This window comes from Paenibacillus sp. FSL R7-0345 (assembly GCF_038595055.1).
Classification (GTDB): Bacteria; Bacillota; Bacilli; order Paenibacillales; family Paenibacillaceae; genus Paenibacillus_AQ.
Window position 1 is genome coordinate 1,886,017 of sequence record NZ_CP152002.1, and the last position, 21,045, is coordinate 1,907,061.

Annotated in this window: 15 protein-coding genes; all 15 read left to right on the plus strand. The window is 54.5% G+C overall.

From position 1 onward, the window contains the following. Positions 1-70 precede the first annotated feature (70 nt). The 15 genes from NST84_RS07955 to NST84_RS08025 all read left to right on the plus strand — a co-directional run bounded on the left by NST84_RS07955 (position 71) and on the right by NST84_RS08025 (position 21,045). Positions 71-730, plus strand: coding sequence for a TIM-barrel domain-containing protein (locus NST84_RS07955; protein WP_342565065.1), 660 nt, complete (start codon positions 71-73; stop codon positions 728-730). Positions 731-768: 38 nt separating this feature from the next. Beyond that, on the plus strand, positions 769-3,603 hold the full coding sequence (locus NST84_RS07960) for a X2-like carbohydrate binding domain-containing protein (RefSeq protein ID WP_342565066.1): 2,835 nt from the start codon (positions 769-771) through the stop codon (positions 3,601-3,603). 291 nt (positions 3,604-3,894) lie between these two features. Further along, a complete protein-coding gene (locus NST84_RS07965) occupies positions 3,895-6,195 on the plus strand; it encodes a helix-turn-helix domain-containing protein (RefSeq protein WP_342565067.1) in 2,301 nt (766 codons plus the stop codon). Positions 6,196-6,624: 429 nt separating this feature from the next. Continuing rightward, complete coding sequence (locus NST84_RS07970; RefSeq protein ID WP_342566374.1) at positions 6,625-7,506, plus strand: ABC transporter permease subunit; 882 nt, start codon at positions 6,625-6,627, stop codon at positions 7,504-7,506. Between the two features lie 15 nt (positions 7,507-7,521). Further along, positions 7,522-8,427 carry a carbohydrate ABC transporter permease gene (locus NST84_RS07975; RefSeq protein WP_342565068.1) on the plus strand — a complete coding sequence of 302 codons (906 nt, stop codon included), beginning with the start codon at positions 7,522-7,524 and terminating at the stop codon, positions 8,425-8,427. 97 nt (positions 8,428-8,524) lie between these two features. Continuing rightward, positions 8,525-10,192 carry an ABC transporter substrate-binding protein gene (locus tag NST84_RS07980; RefSeq protein ID WP_342565069.1) on the plus strand — a complete coding sequence of 556 codons (1,668 nt, stop codon included), beginning with the start codon at positions 8,525-8,527 and terminating at the stop codon, positions 10,190-10,192. 36 nt (positions 10,193-10,228) lie between these two features. Then, a complete protein-coding gene (locus NST84_RS07985) occupies positions 10,229-11,371 on the plus strand; it encodes an SGNH/GDSL hydrolase family protein (RefSeq protein WP_342565070.1) in 1,143 nt (380 codons plus the stop codon). Positions 11,372-11,705: 334 nt separating this feature from the next. Then, entirely contained in the window at positions 11,706-14,036 is a 2,331-nt protein-coding gene (locus NST84_RS07990; protein ID WP_342565071.1) for a glycoside hydrolase family 95 protein, read from the plus strand. Between the two features lie 499 nt (positions 14,037-14,535). Next, positions 14,536-15,219, plus strand: coding sequence for an isochorismatase family cysteine hydrolase (locus tag NST84_RS07995; protein WP_342565072.1), 684 nt, complete (start codon positions 14,536-14,538; stop codon positions 15,217-15,219). Positions 15,220-15,291: 72 nt separating this feature from the next. Continuing rightward, positions 15,292-16,287, plus strand: coding sequence for an ABC transporter substrate-binding protein (locus NST84_RS08000; protein WP_342565073.1), 996 nt, complete (start codon positions 15,292-15,294; stop codon positions 16,285-16,287). An 11-nt stretch (positions 16,288-16,298) separates the two neighbouring features. Further along, positions 16,299-17,120, plus strand: a complete 822-nt coding sequence (locus tag NST84_RS08005) for an ABC transporter ATP-binding protein (protein WP_342565074.1) — start codon at positions 16,299-16,301, stop codon at positions 17,118-17,120. Beyond that, positions 17,117-17,869 (plus strand): ABC transporter permease, encoded by a 753-nt coding sequence (locus NST84_RS08010; RefSeq protein WP_039871344.1) that lies wholly within the window; start codon positions 17,117-17,119, stop codon positions 17,867-17,869. Before NST84_RS08005 ends, NST84_RS08010 begins: the two co-directional genes overlap by 4 nt. Then, positions 17,869-18,939, plus strand: a complete 1,071-nt coding sequence (locus NST84_RS08015) for a ring-opening amidohydrolase (RefSeq protein ID WP_342566375.1) — start codon at positions 17,869-17,871, stop codon at positions 18,937-18,939. The genes NST84_RS08010 and NST84_RS08015 overlap by 1 nt, the downstream gene beginning before the upstream one ends. 24 nt (positions 18,940-18,963) lie before the next feature. Beyond that, positions 18,964-19,395, plus strand: coding sequence for a cupin domain-containing protein (locus tag NST84_RS08020; protein ID WP_342565075.1), 432 nt, complete (start codon positions 18,964-18,966; stop codon positions 19,393-19,395). A gap of 15 nt (positions 19,396-19,410) precedes the next feature. Then, positions 19,411-21,045, plus strand: a complete 1,635-nt coding sequence (locus tag NST84_RS08025; RefSeq protein WP_342565076.1) for a PucR family transcriptional regulator ligand-binding domain-containing protein — start codon at positions 19,411-19,413, stop codon at positions 21,043-21,045.

The window sequence follows — 21,045 nt, forward strand, 5'->3', positions numbered from 1 at the left end:
ATGCCCCTATGCTCTTCTCGTATGGCAGAAATGGAAGCGCTTCATAAACTGCGAGGGGAGCTGGGAACATTTGAAGTCTTTGGCTAAAAGGATCGGGGTCAGTCTGCTGCTCTGCATGGTGGTAGCTGTACAGGCCGGTGTAACAGGAATTACAGGGAATGTGGCGGAAGCGGCGGACAAGGCGCTGGCCCAGAAGCCGTATATGGGCTGGAGCAGCTACAGCATGCAGGTGTATGAACCATCCGGCAACTGGATATCGGCAGAGCGCATCAAGGAGCAGTCTGATGCCATGCACGAGAAGCTTCAGGCCTACGGCTATGATTATATCAATATTGATGCAGGCTGGAACGGGGGCATGGATGAATACGGCCGGCCTATACCTAACGCAGAGCGCTATCCGGGCGGGTTCCAGGAGGTTATCGACTATGTGCATAACAACGGCCAGAAGATCGGGATTTATCTGATTCCCGGTGTATCGATCGACGCCTATAACCAGAATCTCGAAATTTACGGCACCAACGGGGAGTGCAGGATACAGGATATCACCTATAAGCCGCTGACAGTTATGGACTATTGGAACTCCTATACTTACAAAATCGATTTTACTAATCCCTGTGCCCAAAAATATGTGGACTCGATCGCTGATCTTCTCGGGGAATGGGGCATCGACTTCGTGAAGTTCGACAGCGTTACACCAGGTTTGGCATACTGCTTCCAGAAGTCCGCATAGTTGTGGTCAAGCGCCCATGACAGCTCGAACCAGATATCGTGGCGGTCCAGCGCCAACTGCTGACCAATGAGGAGGTCATCGCCGTCAACCAGGCCGGACATCCGGCGCATCCGGTGTCCACGAACAGCCAGCAGCAGGTGTGGTATGCCAATAACGGTGACGGGACATACAATGTGGCCCTGTTCAATCTCGGCAGCCGCAGCGCTGCGGTGGATGTGCGCTGGAGCGACATCGGCCTGGAAGGACCGGCCACTGTCCGCGATCTGTGGAGCCGCAGCGAGCTGGGTACATTCGGAACCGGCTTCAGCAGCGGACCGCTGGAGCCGCATGCCTCAAGGCTGCTCAAGGTTACGGCCGCAAGCGGAACTTCTATTGTCAACGATGATGATACGAATGTCCGCTACACCGGCTCCTGGAAGCGGAACGGCGGCAAGGAGCAGACTCCGGCCGCTCAGGACATTGCGGTGACCATTTCGGAATCAGCGCAGTCCCCCGGCGGAGGTAATCCGACTGAGCCCGGCGGCACTGTAACGCAATCGGTCTATATCAATGACAGCGACAGCAGCATTGCCTATAGCGGAGCCTGGTCCTCGCAGTCAGGCAGAACCCACGGGGATTACCGCGGGGATGTCCACTACACCGAGACGGACGGCGATTATTTTGAATACACCTTCAAGGGAACGGGTATCGATCTGCTGACGGAAAAGGATCCCTCGCAAGGGGATATCCTAGTCTATCTGGACGATGAAGCCAGCCCGCAGACGGTAAGCACCTATACGCCGGGGGACAAGGAAGCCCAGCAGGTTGTCTACAGTGTGTCGGGACTTGCCGATGAAGAGCATACGCTGAAGGTAGTAAAGGGCTCAGGCCAATACATGCTGCTGGATGCGCTGAAAATCAGCGTCAGCCGGCTGTTAGATCCTGCAGCAGCAGAATTTGATAAAGCGCCGGGCAGACAGGCGGATGTGACGGTTGCGCTTCCGGCAGGCAGTGATTCGCTGCTGGAGGTCAGAAACGGCACGGCCGTGCTGGCAAAAGGCGGAGACTATACAGTAAGCCGGGACGGGATCACCATCCGCAGGGATTATCTGTATAATCTGCCTTCAGGTATAGCGGAGCTGACCTTCATGTTCGACGGAGGAGCCAGCGCCGTGCTTGAGATAAACATCAAGGGCTCAGCGATGGTCCGCTATTCGTTCATCAACAATGATGATCCGGCTATTGTTTACAACGGCTCCTGGTCACGCAGCACCGGCCGGGGGATGGGCGATTACAAGGATGATGTGCAGTACGCCGAGCAGAATGGCGACTTCTTCGAATATACCTTCAGCGGTACGGGCATTCAGCTGTATACCGAAAAAGACGCCTCCCAGGGCGACATGGATATTTATGTTGACGGAGAATTCAAGGAGACGGTCAGTGCCTACAATAACGGCCGTCTGGCCCAGCAGAACCTGTACAGCATTACAGGACTGCCGGAAGGGCTTCATACCCTGAAGGCGGTGAAGAAATCAGGCAGCTTCATGCTGCTGGATATGCTCAAGGTGGAAATTCCCGATCTGATCAATCCGGTAGCGGCTGTCTTCGACAAGTCTGCCCCAGCCGGACTGGAGGTGAAGCTGCTGAGCCAGCCTTCCCTGTTCGGCGGTATCAGACAAGGTACTTATACACTGGCTGAAGGGACAGATTATACACTTACAGGCGACACGGTAACAGTGAAGCCGGAGTATCTGGCTGCACAGCCGGATGGCACACTGCAGCTCACGTTTGCCTTTAACGGAGATTACCTGAACGATGTCCACTATACGGAAGCCGACGGGGATTATCTGGAGTATACATTCAGCGGCACCGGCATCACCATGAGCGGACCTAAGGGGCCTGAACTGGGCGACATGGATATTTATCTGGATGGTGAATTTATCCAGACAGTCAGTGCCGCCGGCAGTGAGCGGCAGGTCCTGCAAAAGCTCTTCAGCCTGACGGACCTAAGCAGCGGGGTCCATGTGCTGAAGGCGGTTAAAGCCTCAGGCAGCCTGATGCTCATTGACCAGCTCAGCTATATTGTCGGCGGCGGAACCGGCGGGCCTACAGATCCGGGCGGGCAGCCTACGCCTGGGCCGTCTGCTACAGCAACTCCGGCGCCGACAGCAGCTCCGTCACCGGTGACGGCTATTCCGGGCGGGGTCCCGGCAGCAACGGCCTCCCCGGCGGCATCGCCTTCCGCATCCCCGGTGCCAAGCACGTCACCGGCGGCAGATCAGGATGCCGCGAAGCAGCATAAAGCCTATATCAGCGGCTATCCGGACAGATTATTCAAGCCGGAGCAGAAGATTACGCGGGCAGAAATGGCAGCGCTGCTGGTTAAGGCATCCGGCCGTGAAGGCGCGGGAGCAGCACAAGCCTTCAGTGATATAAAGGCCGGTCACTGGGCCGCAGAGGCCATAACCGGTGCAGCCGCTATGGGGCTGATGAACGGGTATCCGGACGGCAGCTTCAAGCCGGACCGGCAGATTACCCGGGCGGAATTTGCCAGCCTGATCGTGCTGCTCGGGAACCTTACGGCAGCGCCAGGGACCGGATATAGCGATGTTAGCGTCGGTTACTGGGCTGAATCCGCTATCCGGCAGGCGCAGGGAGCCGGCATCCTGAAAGGCTATGCCGACGGCACCTTCCGCCCCGGTCAGGCGGTAACCCGCGCTGAAGCAGTAACTGCCGTGAACAGGGCGCTCGGCAGAGGCCCGTTATCCGGTGCGGCAGTCTCCCCTTGGAGCGATGTGCCGCTGACCCACTGGGCCTTCGGGGATATTCTGGAGGCTTCGATGGATCACACCTACACGGAAAAGAGCGGGGGCGGTGAGGAACTGGGCGAATAATGCTTTTTATGGGTACAGTTAAGCACGAGCATGAGAAAAAATACAAGGAATGAAAGCGAAAAGGAGCCGGCAGCGGCTCCTTTTTTCGCCGGGCAGCCAAGGCCCGGATAGCTGCAGAAATCCGGCATTGTGCTGCGGAAGCTGCAATAGAATAGGCTACGGATAGGTTAAGCTTATGATGGACTATTGCGGATTCAAATAGGGCTGCGTCCGACTCGGGACTTGACTGCCGGGCAAATTGTTTTAAGCTTATATAATGATAGCGCTAACAATCGGGAGGGGAATAAAGCCATGCTCAAGTACTCCAAGGTATTCCGCAGATTTCTGATCTCTTATATGGTGATTCTGGTCATTCCCGGCATTGGCGGTTATATGTCATACCGTACCTCCATTTCCGTAACGGAATCCATCTCCATTGAGAACAGCGTGATCCAGCTGCAGAAAAGCCAGGAGCTGCTGGAGCGCCGGATGGCTGAAGTGGAGGGGCTGACCCGGCAGCTGGCGATTAACCCGGAGCTGAACGTGCTGCTGAATGAAAGAAGCGGGGAAAAGAATGTCTACGGGATCTGGAGAACGATGCGCAATGTGCTCACCTTCGGACAGACCAATGATTTTTTGCAGGATTATTATATTTATCTCGCCAACTATGACCTGGTGCTGACCTCAGGCTCCTCCTACCGTCCGGAGCATTATTATGAAATCTATCATTATAATGAGCTGCCGCTTGAAAAGTGGCGGACGGAGGTGCTCCAGAAAACACACCGCAGTGAAATCAGTCCGCTCAGCTCCTTTGTCAGCAAAGGTGTGCAGACCTCGGTCATTACCTACATGCAGTCGCTGCCGCTCGACAGCTTCAATGATTCGTCGCCTGCCGTAGTGGTCGTAATCATTGACGAAAAAATTATTGCCAGTCTCCTCTCCGGCCTGACCGAACGCTATGGGGGCTGGGTCCATATCAGCGATGCGCAGGGCAGGACGATTGTGCTGCAGGGGCAGGATGAATCCTATATGGAGGACCTGCATGCAGACGCTTCGTTTGATCCCGGCAGAGTCAGCCAGTTTTACCGGAACGATCTGGTCATTACGACCACTTCAGATACGAACGGCTGGGTGTACCAGGCGGGCATTCCCCGCAGCAGCCTGATGGAGAATGCCAACAGAATCAAGTATACCTCCTGGCTGATAACTGGAGGCACACTGTTCCTCGGCCTGCTGGCCGGGCTGGTGCTGGCATACCGCAACAGTGCGCCGATCAACCGGCTGCTCAGCGTGATGAAGGAACAGTTCGGCAAGGAGGAATCGGCGGAGCAGAGCGAATTCGATTTCCTGAGCGGTAATATCGCCGATATGATTTCCAAGAACAGGCTGCTGGAAAGCGAGCTTACACGCCAGCTTCCGCTGGTGCGGGACGCTTTTGTCAAGCGGCTGATTGCCGGGGAATTCGAGTCGCGGGAAGAAATCGCCTCTGCAGCCGCCCAGGCTGATATCGGCCTTGATCAGGGAGCCGGTTATGCGGGAGTGATCCTGATCAGCGGATATAACGGCATGGACAGTGTGGAAATCCTGAATGAGCTGAACGCGGCCAGGCTGCTGGTGAAGCAGGCGTTTGTATCCATGGCCGGAAGCCTGCCGGTAACGGATCTGGGCTCTGATAAAATCGTCGTCCTGTTCTTTACGCACAGCGGAGAACAGGGGGCGGGACCGGAGCAGGAAGCCCGTATTACCGGCATTATGGAGAATCTGGCCCAGTTCGTCCTGAAGGAATACCGGATCTCGGTGCAGGCCGGCTTCGGGGATTATTTCCCATCGGCTACCGGGGTCAGCGGCTCATTCGAGCAGGCGAAGCAGGCGCTGGAGTATGCTGTCTATACGAACAATAAAGGGGTTCTCTGGGCTCATGAAGCACAGCTTGAGAACAGCAGCAGCACTTATTATTATCCGCTCGATACAGAGCAGCGGCTGATCAGTACACTGCGGGCCGGAGAGCTGGCGGAGGCGGTGCGTATTCTTGATACGGCCTTCGAGCAGAATCTGGAGGAGCGGGAGCTGTCCGTTGAGATGAAGCACCAGCTGATCGGGGAGATCAAGGGGACCTTTCTCAAGCTGCTGGATCAGAAAGCTTTTATGGAATCCCCGGTCTTCGAGGGTGCCAGACGGCGGATCATTGACATCAGCTCTGCGGAGCCGCCGGACCTGATCAGAGCCGAGTTCCAGGCGGTTATGGAGGAGCTGTGCGGTTACATTGGGAATAAGAAAAAAGCGGCCCATACCCTGATCGTCAAGCAGATGTATCAGTATACCGAGGATATGTACGCCGATTCCGAGCTGACCCTCTACCGGGTGGCAGAGCATGTGGAGCGGCCGGAAAAATACATCTCCCAGCTGTTCAAGGAGGTAACTGGGGTCAATTACTCCGATCATCTGGTGAAGGTAAGGATGGACCGGGCAGCGGTACTTCTGAGGGACAGCCGTTATACAGTCGATGAAATAGCTGCCCAGGTGGGCTATAACAGCTCACATTCCTTCCGCAGAGCCTTCAAGCGTTTAACAGGCATCTCTCCGAGTGCTTACAGGCAATCGGGGGCAGAATAGAGGCCGGGCTCCGGTAAGGCTAATATATGAATTAGCGTTTGCGGCTGCATCATCTGTTATGGAGGATGCAGCCGTATTATTTTTGCCGGAGCAATATGTATTCGCTTACAAAACAGTGGAATAGAGGCCGTACAGGGAAGTGCTGCACCCTGCAAACAGGGTGAAATGTACGCAAAATACGGAAGTGTACCTGTTCAGGGACCGCGGTTATCCTCTATGATCAACTCGTGTAGAAAACGCTATCACACAAAAAATCACAAAACAAAGCCTATGCTTCCGAAGCGAGTTTTGTACGAAGCTAATCACTGAAGTATACGCTAATAAAACTTTTGGGGGGAGATCAACCTGCAAAAAGAAATCGTCCTGCACAGCCGGACAGTGCCCCGCAGTAAAGGCCGGGCCAGACTGCAGGCTGCCGGAAAAAAGATAATGAAGCACTGGCAGCTGCATCTGCTGGTCATCCCGCCGCTGCTGTTCTTCCTTATTTTTAAGTATTATCCGATGGCGAACGCCGTCCTGGCCTTCAAGGATTACAACGTTATTAAGGGAATCTGGGGCAGCCCCTGGGTCGGGCTCAAGCATTTCCGGCTGTTTTTTGAAAATCCGATGTTCTGGACGCTGGTCAAAAATACGCTGCTGCTCAGCGGCTACCTGCTGCTGGCCGGGTTCCCGATTCCGATTCTGCTGGCTCTGATGATCAATGAAATCCGCGGCGGCCGGTTCAAGCGGTTTGTCCAGCTGGTTTCGTTCGCGCCTTATTTTATATCCACAGTGGTTATGGTGTCGATTATCATGCTGTTCCTGGCACCGCGCCTGGGCTTTGCCAATATTGCGCTCAATTTCTTCGGGCTGGAATCGGTGAATTTTCTGGGCGAACCCGGGATGTTCCGCTCGATTTATGTATGGTCCGATATCTGGCAGACGGCCGGCTACAGTGCAGTGATCTATCTGGCGGCACTCGCCGGAATCGATCCGACGCTCTACGAGGCAGCCAGGGTGGACGGTGCTTCACGGTTTCAAAAAATCCGCCATGTGGACCTGCCCGGGATTGTGCCGACGATTGTCATTATTCTGATTCTGAATGTGGGCAATGTGATGGCGATCGGCTTTGAAAAGGTCTATCTGCTGCAAAATCCGCTCAATATTGTCAATTCGGAGATTATTGCCACGTACGTCTACGGAATCGGCCTGCTGAATGCCAACTACAGCTTCGCCACCGCAGTCGGACTGTTCAATTCACTGATTAATCTGGTGCTGCTGGTAACCGTAAACGGGCTTGCCAAGCGGATCACCAGCAACAGTATCTGGTAAGAGAGGAGTTTCTGTATGGCAGCTTCGTCCGCAGTTTCCCGCAAAATCAGAGAGTCCGCCGGTGACCGGATCTTTCTGGCCGCAGTGTACACGGTGCTTATCCTGGTGGTAATCGCTGTGCTGTATCCGCTTATCTTTATTGTCAGCAGCTCGATCAGCTCTCCGGCAGCCGTCACCTCAGGCAAAGTCTGGCTCTGGCCGGTCGATATTTCCTTCAAGGGCTTCAGGGTGCTGTTCAATACGCCCGAGATTATCAGCGGGTATGGCAATTCTATATTTTATACGGCGGCCGGTACGCTGATCAGTGTAATCCTGACGGTTATGATCGCTTATCCGCTGTCGCGCAGAACTTTTTTTGGACGCAATACGTTAATGATGATCATTACCTTCACTATGATCTTCAGCGGCGGGCTGATTCCCACCTATATGGTGGTAAAAGAGATGCATCTGATCGACACCCGCTGGGCGCTGCTCATTCCGAATGCCATCTGGGTCTGGCAGGTGATCATTGCCCGTTCCTTCTTCCAGGCCTCGATTCCCGAGGAGCTGCTGGAGGCCAGCGAGATTGACGGGTGCAGTGATATGCGGTTTATTCTCAGTGTGGTGCTGCCCCTGTCGAAGCCGATTCTGGCGGTGCTGGTGCTGATGTATGCGGTAGGGCAGTGGAACGCTTACTTTGATGCCCTGATCTACCTGAAATCGGCTAATCTGTTCCCTCTGCAGCTGGTGCTGCGCAGTATTATCATCCAGAACAACAGTGCCGGGAACATGGATGCAATAGCGATGGTGGAGCGCCAGCAGATGGCGGAGCTGCTGAAATATGCGCTGATCGTCGTCGCCACCTTGCCTGTGCTGGTCATTTATCCTTTTGTACAGCGGTATTTCGTACAGGGAATGCTGGTCGGCTCAGTCAAGGGCTGAGGCAGCATGCCTGCGGCAAGGGGGTGAGGCCTTTTCCGGTACAGCAGCACTTTTACATTTCGGCCTTGTCCAACAATAAAAAGGGAGTTGATCTGCTTTGAGAAAAAGTCTGTCAAGTTTCGTAATGCTGGCTACCGTATGTGCGGCGGTGCTCAGCGGCTGTTCGGGCAACAACAATACAGCAAGCCCGTCCGCTACAGCATCCGGCAGCAGTAATGCGGGGAGCGCTTCCCAGCCCGTAGAGGTCAGCGTATTCGCTGTCCAGGAATCAGGCATCGATATCCCGACTAATAAATTCACCACCTTCATTCAGGACAAATTTAATATCAAATTTGACTGGCAGATCAATCCGTCCGACGGCGCCAAGGAGAAACGCCAGATTTCCCTGGCCAGCGGCGATTATCCGGATGCTTATCTGCTGACTGCCTACATTGATGAGTTCTCCCAGGGTGATGTACTGAAATACGGGCAGCAGGGTGTGCTGATTCCGCTGAACGACCTGATTGAGCAGTATGCGCCCAATATCAAGGCTGCCATGGAAAAGACACCGGCGATGAAGTCGCTGATTACTGCGCCTGACGGCAATATTTACGGGCTGGGAGCGTATGCCGAATGCTTCCACTGCTCCTACCCGAACAAAATGTGGATCAATACGGAATGGCTGAAGAAGCTGAATCTGGAAGAGCCGAAGACAACAGAGGAATTCAAACAGATGCTGGAGGCCTTCAAAACACAGGACCCGAACGGCAACGGCAAGGCCGATGAAGTACCGCTGAGCGGATCAACTGAAGATTTCGGTGTCCGCATTATCCCTTATCTCATGAACAGCTTCGTTTATGACGATGACCGCAATTACCTGAATTTGACGGACGGCAAGGTGGAGTCTGCAGCGGTCAAGCCGGAGTGGAAGGAAGGTCTGGCCTATATCAAATCGTTGTATGATGCCGGCCTGATCGATCCGGGAGCCTTTACCCAGAATGCGGAGGCTTTCAAAAAAATCGGTGAAAATGCCGAGGCCGAAATCCTCGGCGCGGGGGCGGGCATGCATCCGGCGATCTTTGTTAACATCGATGCAGGCAATACCCGTTCGGCGCATTACAATCCGCTGGCTCCGCTCACCGGACCGCAGGGTATCTCCTACGCCACGCATGATGCCGGCGGCGTATCGCCGGGTGCCAAGTTCGTCATTACCAACAAAGCCAGTGAAGAGGCGCAGATTGCCCTGATCAAGATGGTTGATTACATGTTCACCCCGGAGGGCCAGACCAATGCGGCCAGCGGTATGAAGGGGATTGACTGGACCGATCCGGCTGAGGGAGACGTGGCTCTCGGCAAGGATGTCAAGCCGGTAATCAAGGCGATACCGGTAGCCGAAGGCGAAGCCCCGCGCAATGCGGGCTGGAGCGGCATGGGGCATTTCTATATGCCGAAGGAATACCGCGACACCTGGGTTCAGGGAACCGACATTTATGCCTCAAACGGATACGAACGCAGACTTTATGATGCGACCCTGCTCTATGAAGGTCATGAGCCGAAGGAGCTGTTCCCTCTCTGGGCGATCTGGATTGACCCAACCGAAATTGATGAAGCCAGCATGCTGCAGACGAATTTGAAGAATTACATCGAGCAGAATGAGCTGCAGTTTATTACCGGCAACAAGGACCTGAACAAGGACTGGGATGCTTATGTCAAAGGCCTGAAGGATCTGAAGCTGGACCGGTACCTGGAAATTCTGCAAAAGGCTTATGATGCTTCAGCCAAATAACCATACAGCCTAAGTGGCTGGTAAAGAGGTGAAAAGATGAGTCACCGGAGCAGCGGCGGCAATGATATCATTGCCCCGCGCCGGGGGCTGCCCGGCATGCGCAGGAAGCTTGCCGGAAGGTCCCCGCTTACCGTTGCCTTTCTGGGCGGCTCCATTACGGAAGGAGCCGGCGCTTCAGAGCCTGAAACGTCCAGCTGGCGGGCGCTGACCGGGTTGTACTTGCAGTCGGTGTATGAAGGCCGCCAGCTGCGCTGCATCAATGCCGGTGTCGGCGGCACCGATTCCTCGTTCGGGGCCCACCGGCTGGCGGAGCATGTGTTCCATGCGGGCAGCCCTGACCTGCTGTTCGTTGAGTTCAGCGTGAATGACGGGGGCGACCGGGAGGAATCGGTGCGCGGCATGGAGGGGATTGTCCGGCAGTGCCGTCGGCTGAATCCGCTTATGGACCTGATCTTCATCTACACGGCGGCCGATAAGAACCTGACCGGCCGCAAGCCGTTCAACATTGCGGTGCATGAGGAGGTGGCCGGCTATTACGGCATCCCGTCGGTCGACTGTGCAGCGGGAGTATATGACATGATCCAGGCCGGCGGGCTGGACTGGAAGCAATGCGCGCCTGACGGTTATCACCCGCTGGATGAGGGGCATGCGCTGTATGCCGCTTTTGTAAGGAGGTATCTGGAGCAGGCACTGCTGGAAGGGAATTCACCGAGTGGAATGGCGGCAGATAATCTTCTTCTGCCGCCTGTTCCGCTCGTCCACTGCAACTATGAATACGGAGAGATGCTGGATTGCAGCATTGCCTCGTATTCCCCGGACTTCTGTATAAGTGAGCTTCCGTCCGGTGAGCCGCTGATAAACTGGCGGTTCTCAACCGTGCATGCCTGGACAGATGATCCGGCGGCCGGCTTCAGCTTTGAGGTGACCGGACAGTGTGCCGGGCTTGTCCTGCTGTGCGGGCCGGACACGGGCATCTTTGAGTATTCACTGAACGGCGGAGCCTTTACAGAGGTTAATCTGTTTGATGAATGGTGCCCGGGTGCTTACCGGCCGGTGCCGTTTATGTTTCCGGTGCAGGCGGCGCGTGCCGTAGTGTCGATTACCATCCGCAATACGGATCGCCGGGACAGCCGCAGCACCGGCACGGGCCTGCGGGTGCTGAAGCTGCTGCACAGCTGAGGCTCCGCATACGTTTTATTGTATAAAGGGCTGCCGGGCTCTGCCCGGATGAGGCGTGGCAGGTTGTAGTCTGCCCATTCCACACGCCTCTCATATCTAGTTGGATTTTTGCTGCTTAGTTCTATTGTTTTTCATTGATAGGGCCATTTAGGTGGAAAAACGTCACTTATTTCAGCTCAAAAACGGCTAATGGCGCGAAATTCATGGATTTAAGTGACGTTTTTCCAATTAGTAATCTCATTTCGAGGTTTGATTGAGAAATAGATGTCAAATTTCCACTTAGCCTGAGCGGTATCCAAAGGTTTCGGGTTTAAGCAGACAGGAGGATGTGCAAGTGAGTGATTTGAAGTTATGGTACACCAGTCCTGCCGAAGGCTGGTCGCAGGGGCTGCCAGCGGGCAGCGGAAGAATGGGCGCTGTCATTATGGCATCCCCGCAGCGTGAAGTATGGAGCATGAATGAAGTGACCTACTGGTCCGGCCGGGAGGAAGTGATTCCAGGTCCCTTCGGAGGCAGGGAAGCGCTTGAAGAGATGCGCGGATCCTTTCTGAGCGGCAATTATGCAGAGGGTGACCGGCTTGCCAAGCAGCATCTGCAGCCTGTGAAGCGGAACTTCGGCACGAATCTGGCGCTGTGTGAGCTGGAGTTTTCTTTTGACCTGCCGGTTGAAGGAATGGAGGAGGACGGCTTGCGGTTCCGGCGTGAGCTGGATCTGGAGCATGCGGTCATCCGGAGCGAATGCCAGTATCCCGGCGGATATACACTGTTTCGGGAGGCAATTGCCTCCCATGCCGATGATGTAATTGCCGCGAGAATCTGGAGCGGACAGCCCGGCGGCGTATCCTTTACGTTGGGTGCCGGGGGCGGAACGGATTCCTTCACGATCAGCCGGCTGGACGAAAATACGCTGCAATTCCGCTGCCAGGCTACCGAGCAGGTACACAGTGACGGCACCTGCGGGGTATGGGCTGAAGGGAGAATCAGGCTGGAGCTTACCGGAGGCAAGCTGTCCATAGAGGAGGGCCGGTGGACGGTCGCGGGGGCGGATGAAGCGCGCGTATACTTTACCGTCTGCACGGATTATCCCGATCAGGCAGCAGGCTGGGAAGAGCAATGCGCCCGTAGTCTTGAACAGGCTGCCGCTAAGGGTTACGCCGCATTGAGGGAAACTCATGTTCTTGATTACTGCGGAGAATTTGCCAAGGTATCCATCCGGCTGGGTGAAGCTGCCGCTCCGGTAATTCCAACCGACAGCCGCATCCGCAGGCTGGCTGAGGAGGACGGCAGCCGTGACCCGGGCCTGTTCGCCTTGTTCCTGCAGTACGGGCGATATCTGATGATTGCCGGCTCACGGGCGGATTCACCGCTTCCGCTGCATCTGCAGGGCATCTGGAATGACGGCGAAGCCTGCCGGATGGGCTGGAGCTGTGATTATCATCTGGATATCAATACCCAGATGAATTATTATCCGGCAGAAGCCGTAAATCTGGGCGCAAGCCATCTGCCACTGATGCGTTATTTGGAGCGGCTGGCGCAGGCGGGAAAACGCAGCGCACAGGATTTTTACGGGAGTGAAGGCTGGACAGCCCATGTATTCTCCAACGTCTGGGGCTTTACCGCTCCCGGCTGGGAGACCTCGTGGGGGCTGAATGTCACCGGGGGGCTATGGCTTGCTGTCCAGATGATCGAGCATTACGAATACAGCCAGGATCGTGAGTTTCTGCAGCGCCAGGCCTATCCGGTGCTTAAAGAGGCGGCAGCCTTCTTCCTTAGCTACATGACGGTTCATCCGGAGAAGGGCTGGCTGGTCAGCGGACCGTCCAATTCGCCGGAGAACAGCTTCTCTCCTGACAGCAGCGGGGAATCGTGGCAGCTGTCGATGGGGACGACACTGGATCAGGTGCTGATCCGCGAGCTGTTTACCTTCTGCCTGCGGGCAGCGGAGCTGCTGGAGCAGGACGAAGAGCTGCAGGCACGCCTGACCGGGGCAATTGCCCAGCTGCCGCCGCTGTTGACCGGCAGCCGGGGCCAGCTGCAGGAATGGCTGGAGGATTATGCCGAAGCACAGCCGGAGCACCGCCATCTCTCCCATCTGAGCGCACTATATCCTGCCAGTCAGATTACACCGGAAGAGACCCCTGACCTGAGTACTGCGGCCAGGATCACCCTGGAGAACCGGATGCAGCAGGATGATCTGGAGGATGTGGAGTTTACTGCAGCGCTGTTTGCACTTTACTTTGCCCGTCTGTATGACGGGGAACGGGCTTACAGGCATATTTCCCATCTGATCAGCGGGCTGTGCTTCGATAATCTGCTTACCTATTCCAAGGCCGGTATCGCAGGAGCGGAAAGCAATATTTTCGTCATTGACGGTAATTTTGGCGGGACGGCTGCGATTGCAGAGCTGCTGCTCCAGAGCAGGCCGGGGGAGATCCGCCTTCTGCCGGCGCTTCCTGCAGCCTGGGGCAGCGGATCGGTGTCCGGGCTCCGGGCAAAAGGCAATATCGAAGCGGACATTGAGTGGTCGGACGGGCAGCTGGTCAGGGCCGTGCTGCGCACTCATTCAACTGGTACAGTATCTGTGCGCGTACAGGAGCAACGGACGGTAATCCATGCTGAAGCAGGTTGCAGTTATAAGCTGGACGGCCGTCTGCAGCGGATATAAGCAGGCTAAGAGCCTGACCACTGATTAATCAATTGGAATAGACGCTGCTTATCCAATATAAGCAGCGTCTATTTTAACTTTTCTCACAAGACATTTGCTGCCGAAAGAGTGCGGTATCTGTTTGCGCGAATGGGGCGCGTGAATACATTAGTTTGAAGCTGTAAAGTGTTGGATTGCAGCAAGCCGTCCGGGACCTGATGTCCTGGACGGCTTTTTTGGCTGTGCAGTTTACCGCTTTCCGGTGCAGCTATACGTCCTGTATTCTGAAATCACTTAATCATACGTAAAACTGTGTATAGGAATGCACATTATGTAAACATAAATAACATAAGGTGTTATATTTATAGAAAAATACGAAATAATATCTAAAAAACTTGTAATAAAAACGAAGACATATCCGTTTTGTTGTAATATAATCTAACTCATAAGAAAGAAACGAAAACAAATGTTATATAAACTAACGCAAAAAATGTGCTTGTTTAGGGGAGGAAACGATATTATGCAGATCACAGCATCACCTTATGTGTGGCCTTACGACGGGGCCATGGATCCCCGGAAGACAGCGCTCATGATTATTGATATGCAAACCGATTTCTGCGGCAAGGGAGGGTACGTAGAGCAGATGGGTTACGACCTTTCTCTGACGGCTAAGGCAATTAAGCCCATTCAGCAGCTGCTTGAGCGTATCCGCCGTGTTGATGGCTTCACCGTCATTCATACGAGGGAAGGGCATAAGCCGGATCTATCCGATCTGCCTGCCAACAAAAGGTGGCGCAGCAGGCAGATCGGGGCAGAGATCGGATCTGTTGGTCCTGCAGGACGGATTCTTGTCCGGGGCGAACGCGGCTGGCAGATTATTGAGGAGCTTGCACCCGCACCCGGGGAATTTATTATTGATAAGCCCGGCAAGGGAAGTTTTTACGCAACGGACCTTGACCTGATTTTGCGGAACAGGGGAATCACCCATCTGATTCTTACAGGCATCACAACCGATGTATGTGTCCACACCACTATGCGGGAGGCGAACGACCGGGGGTATGAATGTCTGATCCTGGAGGACTGCACCGGAGCTACTGATCCCCGCAATCATCAGGCTGCACTGGAAATGGTCAAAATGCAGGGAGGCGTATTCGGGAGCGTCAGCCATTCTGCAGAGGTCCTCAAAGCGCTGGAGCAGTATTAGACTGCCGCGCTGCTGAACAGTATTACTAACCATCACAATTACATCATAACGGGGGAATATCCTATGTGGAAAATGTCCAGAAAAGCAATGCTCGTCCTGTTATCGTCACTGATGCTGCTGATTACAGCCTGCGGCTCCGGAAAAGAACTCAAGGCTGACGGCCAGGGGGATTCCGGAGAGCTGAAGAAGGTTGTACTGAGGCTGAAATGGATTCATCAGGCCCAGTTTGCCGGCTTTTACACCGCTGTGGAAAAGGGGTACTACAAGGATGCCGGACTGGATGTGGAGATACGGCCGGGCGGATCGGATTTTCCGTCGGTGCAGATGGTCGCTTCCGGCAGTGAAGAGTTCGGGGTAACCGGAGCGGACCAGATTATTATTGCCCGGGAAAAGGGAGTGCCGGTCAAGGCCGTTTCAACAATTTACCGCAAAACCCCCTTTGTGATGTTCGCGCTTAAAGAGTCGGGTATTTCCACTATGGAGGATCTTGTCGGCCAGAAGGTGGGCATTAAGCTGGGCGGCAATGAGGAGCTGACGTTCCGGGCGATGGAGAAAAGCGCAGGCATCGAAACCTCGCAAATTGAGGAAATGCCGATAAAATATGATCTTAGTCCGCTGCTGACCGGGCAGGTGAAGGCGTGGCCGGGATATGTGATCAATGAAGTGCTGGCTGTGCAGGAACAGGGCAAAGAGGTGAACATTATTGATCCGAATGACTACGGCATCAATTTCTATGCAGATACGCTGTTTACTACTGAATCTGTCATTGAAAAAGACCCTGAGCTGGTCAAGAGCTTCGTGCAGGCATCCATGAAAGGCTGGGACTATGCACTGAAGAATCCGGAGGAAGCGGCGGAATTCGGTTTGAAGTATGGTGACAAGCTGGATCTGGAGCATGAGGTAGCGATGATGAAGGCCAGTATTCCGCTGCTGGAGCCGGAGCAGCTGCCGCTCGGATCGACGGAGGAAGAGGCATGGGGTACCCTGCAGAAGAGTCTGATTGAGCTTGGTTTTGTGAAGAAAGAGCAGGATCTGAAGTCACTGTTTACGAACGAATATCTGGAATAGGAGGCGGTCTTATGACGGCGGTAATTAAGGAACAGAAGAACTTCATGGCAGAACATCGTCCCTTACAGAAATCCAAAGAGCGTGAAGTGATGCTCTCGTTATCAGACTGCTCCCTGTCCTTTGGAGAGGTACAGGTGCTTAACCGGGTGAATCTGGATGTATACCGGAATGAATTCATTTCGATACTCGGGCCGAGCGGCTGCGGAAAATCGACCATGCTGAGACTGATGCTTCAGCTGCTGGGTCCCGACAAGGGAGGGCAGGTCACCTATACTTCCTCCGACTTGTCGCTCGGTATGGTCTTTCAGAAGCCGGTGCTCATGCCTTGGCTTACGGCACTCCAGAATGTCACGCTTCCCCTCGAGCTTGGCAACAAGAAAAAGTTCACTAAGCAGGAAGCGCGGGAGAAGGCGGAAAGCGCACTGCGTCTGGTAGGCCTGCAGGATTTCATGAATCATTTTCCGCATCAGCTGAGCGGCGGCATGCAGCAGCGGGCGGCGATCGCAAGGGCGCTGGCAGCTGATCCGGCGGTGCTTTTAATGGATGAGCCCTTTGGTGCCCTGGATGAATTAACCCGCGAAAAGCTGAATTTCGAGCTGCTCCGTCTATGGGAGAGTCCCGAAACCAGCCTTAGCAGCATCGTTATGGTTACACATTCAATCCAGGAGTCGGTGCTGCTGTCTGACCGGGTAGTGATGATGTCGCCCCGGCCCGCCGGAGTTACGGATATTATCCCGGTTCCTCTGCCCTCGCCGCGGGAGGCCGGGATGGAAGAGCTGCCGGAATTCCACTATACGGTCAAGGAACTGAGAAAGAGGGTGAAGCATTTATGACAGCCAAGCTTAAAGATAGCCTGTATCCGCTCGGATTCGGCCTGGGGTTTCTGGTGCTCTGGGAACTGGCCGTTCGCCTCTTTTCCATTCCGGTATATTTGCTGCCGGCTCCCACAGCGGTCTTATCAGCGGTTGAAGCCTCATTAGGCTCACATATGCTTGTTACCCTGATGGAATCCCTGGCCGGATTTATGCTGGCCAACATTCTGGGATTTGTTACAGCCGTTATTTTCGTACATTCCAAACCGATTGAGAAGGGGGCTTTTCCGCTGGCAATCGCCCTTAAGACAACACCGCTTGTGGCTTTGGCCCCTCTGCTGGTTGTGTGGCTGGGTACCGGATATTCCTCCAAGGTAGTGGCATCCACGCTGATCTGCTTTTTCCCGATACTGGTGAACAGTGTCAAAGGACTTAAGGCGATTGAATATGAGGCCTGGGAGCTGTTTTCTACTTATAAAGGGACGAAGTGGGAAATTTTCTGGAAGCTGCGCCTGCCGACAAGTCTGCCTTATATTTTCTCCGCGCTAAAAATCTCAACCTCCCTGGCGATTGTCGGAGCTATTGTCGGCGAATTCGTCGGTGCGAATAAAGGGCTTGGATACGTTGTTCTGGTCTCTTCCTATCATATGGATACTCCGGTAATGTTCTCGGCGATTATCGCTTCGGCGGCTTGCGGGCTGCTGCTGTTCTGGTGTGTCGGACTGCTGGAGAAGAAAGTCATCTTTTGGACAAGGAGTGATGATCTGTGATGAAATGCTCCGTGATTAAAGTACCTGCCGGTGCTCCGCATGATACGACAGGACTTAAGGCCTCAATTGAGGCGGGGATCCTTGATCCTGCACATGTAGTTGCCGTGCTGGGCAAGACTGAGGGCAACGGCTGTGTCAACGATTTTACCCGGGGATATGCGGTGATGGCCCTGAAGCAGTTCTTTGCTGCTTATTCCGCAGACAGCCAGCCGGCTGTGTCCTATATCATGTCAGGAGGCACGGAAGGCATACTGAGTCCGCATTTCACCGTAATGAGCCGCAGTGGTTCGCCGGAAACGGGAGGGGCCGGGCCTGGGCTGAAATCACTCGCGATCGGTGTCTCCAGAACGAGGGATTTCCTGCCGGAGGAGCTGGGGCGCCTGAGCCAGGTGGATGCAGTGGCTGAAGCGGTGTCCCGTGCGGTCCGTGATGCCGGTATTGCGTCTGCGGAGGATGTGCATTTTGTACAGATTAAATGCCCGCTTCTGACTGCAGAGCAAATGCATGAAGCCCATAGCAGAAAGGCTGAGCCTGTGACTGAGGATACCTATAAGTCGATGGGGTATTCCAGAGGCGCTTCCGCCCTCGGCGTTGCTGTGGCGCTTGGGGAAATCGGCCGGAAGGGGCTCCAGGATGAAGAGATCTGCGTGAACTGGGAGCTGTACAGCGCGGTTGCTTCGACCTCTGCCGGGAGTGAGCTTTCGTGCTGTGAGATCATTGTATTCGGTAATTCTTCCGCAGCGGAGGGTCCTTATTATATTGACCATGATGTTATGAAGGACTCCATTGACGGAGCGGCACTGCAGCGCATGATCGACCGGCATGCCGGAGATGAGCTGATTCAGGTGCTGGCCAAAGCGGAGGCTGACCCGACAGGCTATGTAAGGGAGCGGCGTCATACGATGCTCGATGATTCAGATATCAACCATACCCGGCATGCCCGTGCTGTTGTCGGCGGGGTTTTGGCTTATGTATGCGGAGATCCGATGATCTATGTATCCGGCGGCGGGGAGCATCAGGGTCCGGCAGGCGGAGGGCCGGTAGCGGCCGTATTCCGCAGAAATCAATAAATGAATCTTATGGAGGAATGACATATGCTTACACAGGAAACCGAGGTTCTGACGGCAGAGGAAATGACATGGGAGCTGATGCCTAACCATATCGAGCTGTATCACCGGGAGATTGTCTCTGCGGCGCAGGCGGATAAGCTGGGGATTCGGATGAGCTCTATTTTATGGGAAAAGCTCGGTGTCGGCGGGCAGGTGGTTCCGCATTATCACGACGTGGTGGAGATTATTCATATTACCGTAGGCGAGGTTAAGCTGCTGAGCGGCGGCGAGTGGAGCAGCTACCGGGCCGGAGATACCTTTCATGTGCCTGCCGGCGTTGTTCATTCGGTAGCCAATGCGGGGGATACGCCATCTGAGCAGATCAGTATTTTTCTGCCGGCAGAAGCACAGGTAGCTCCAAACTCCTTTTTCGGCACAACCATTATTGAAGATATCTATTCCTCGAAGCTAAAGTAAAGGCGGCGGAGCTCCATGGCGAACAATGTAATCACAGGTCTGACCTGCAGCGACATCCTGTTGATTCCCGATCTCAAGGAGGCAGTAGTGCTTGCCGGAGCGGGCGGCTTGCACCGTTACATAAATCGCGTAAACGTGATGGAGGTCCCGGATGTTATTGATTGGGTCCGGCCGGGGGAGTTCCTGATTACGAGCGGGTTCCCCTTCCGTGACCAGCCGGATTTGATTTCAGACATGATTCCGCAGCTGAACCAAAAGGGCGTTTCTGCCCTGGGGATCAAAACCAAACGTTTTATTGATGAGGTTCCGGCCAGGGCGCTTGAGCTTGCCGACCAGCTGGATTTCCCGATTTTTGAGCTGCCCTCGTCCACATCATTCTCTGATGTAGTCAGGGATATCATGGAGCGGGTGCTGGTGCAGGAAGCCAGGGAGCTCTCCCAGCTCCAGAGCCGGTTTCAGAAGCTGTCGAAGCAGCTGCTGCACGGTGACGGCATTGAGGACTTTCTGCGCACGCTGGACGGAATGCTGCACAATCCGATTGTGCTTCTGGATGATATGGACCATCTGTTCTGTTCTCCGCAGGCCGAGGAGCTCGGATTTCACCGCCAGTCACCGGTCTGGCTTCAGCTCAGGGATGAGGCGAGTCTGGGCATTTGCTTCATCACCCTTGGAGAACGGCGGATCAGGGCTTATGTGTCTACAGTTAATGACAAGCAGATGAACCAGTGCCTGCTGATCTTGCTTGAATGGAACCAGGAGCTGACTATGGTCGATCAGCTGACTATTGACAGGGTAGGTGTTCTGGTCGGACTGGAAATGATCAATGCGAACGCCCGCAGAGAAGTGGAGCTGAAGTACGTGGATCAGTTCCTGCAGGACTGGATCAGCGGCAGGATTGTGGCCGGCGAGGATCTGAAGCTGAGGGCAGAGGCCTGCGGCTGTCCGCTGCCTGATCATGCAATGACTGCAGCGGTGGTGGGCTGGCTGGATATGAAGCCTGAGGTGAAGCAGCTGCAGCAGGCGGTGAAGAGAATCAGGACCAGGCCGGATTTACAGCATGTGAAGATGACGATCATGGAAGGCGAGCTGGCAGTTACGATAGCGGATAACGGGGACAGCCCGCTCGCCGACACTCTGCAGCGCCTGCTTACGGAGCTTAGTGCTGTTTGTGCCAAAGATACATTTGTCTTCTGCATCGGAGACAAGGTTAGCCGTCCTGATCTGGTGCATTTCAGCTATGAGTCAGCAAAAAAGATTTATCATATCCGCGAGATTTGCGATTTTCGTGAACCGTTCATAGATTATAGAAAGCTGGGCGTCTTCAGGCTGCTGTACCATTTGCCGGAGCTTGAAGAAATCCGGGAGTACCGGGATCAGTATCTGATTCCCCTGCTTGATTACGACAACAAGCACAACGTATCCCTGCTGCAGACGCTAACCCAGTACTTCAAGAACAGCCGCAATGTAAAAAAAACCTCAGCCGCATTGTTCACTCATTATAATACCGTGACCTACAGGATTGAACGTGCCTGTGAGCTGCTGAACCTGAACTCAGATGACGGGGACGATATGCTTGAGCTTCATTTGGCTCTCAAGCTGCATGAGATGAGGCCTTATGAGAAGCAGCGTAACCCGCAGAATAGGAGATGA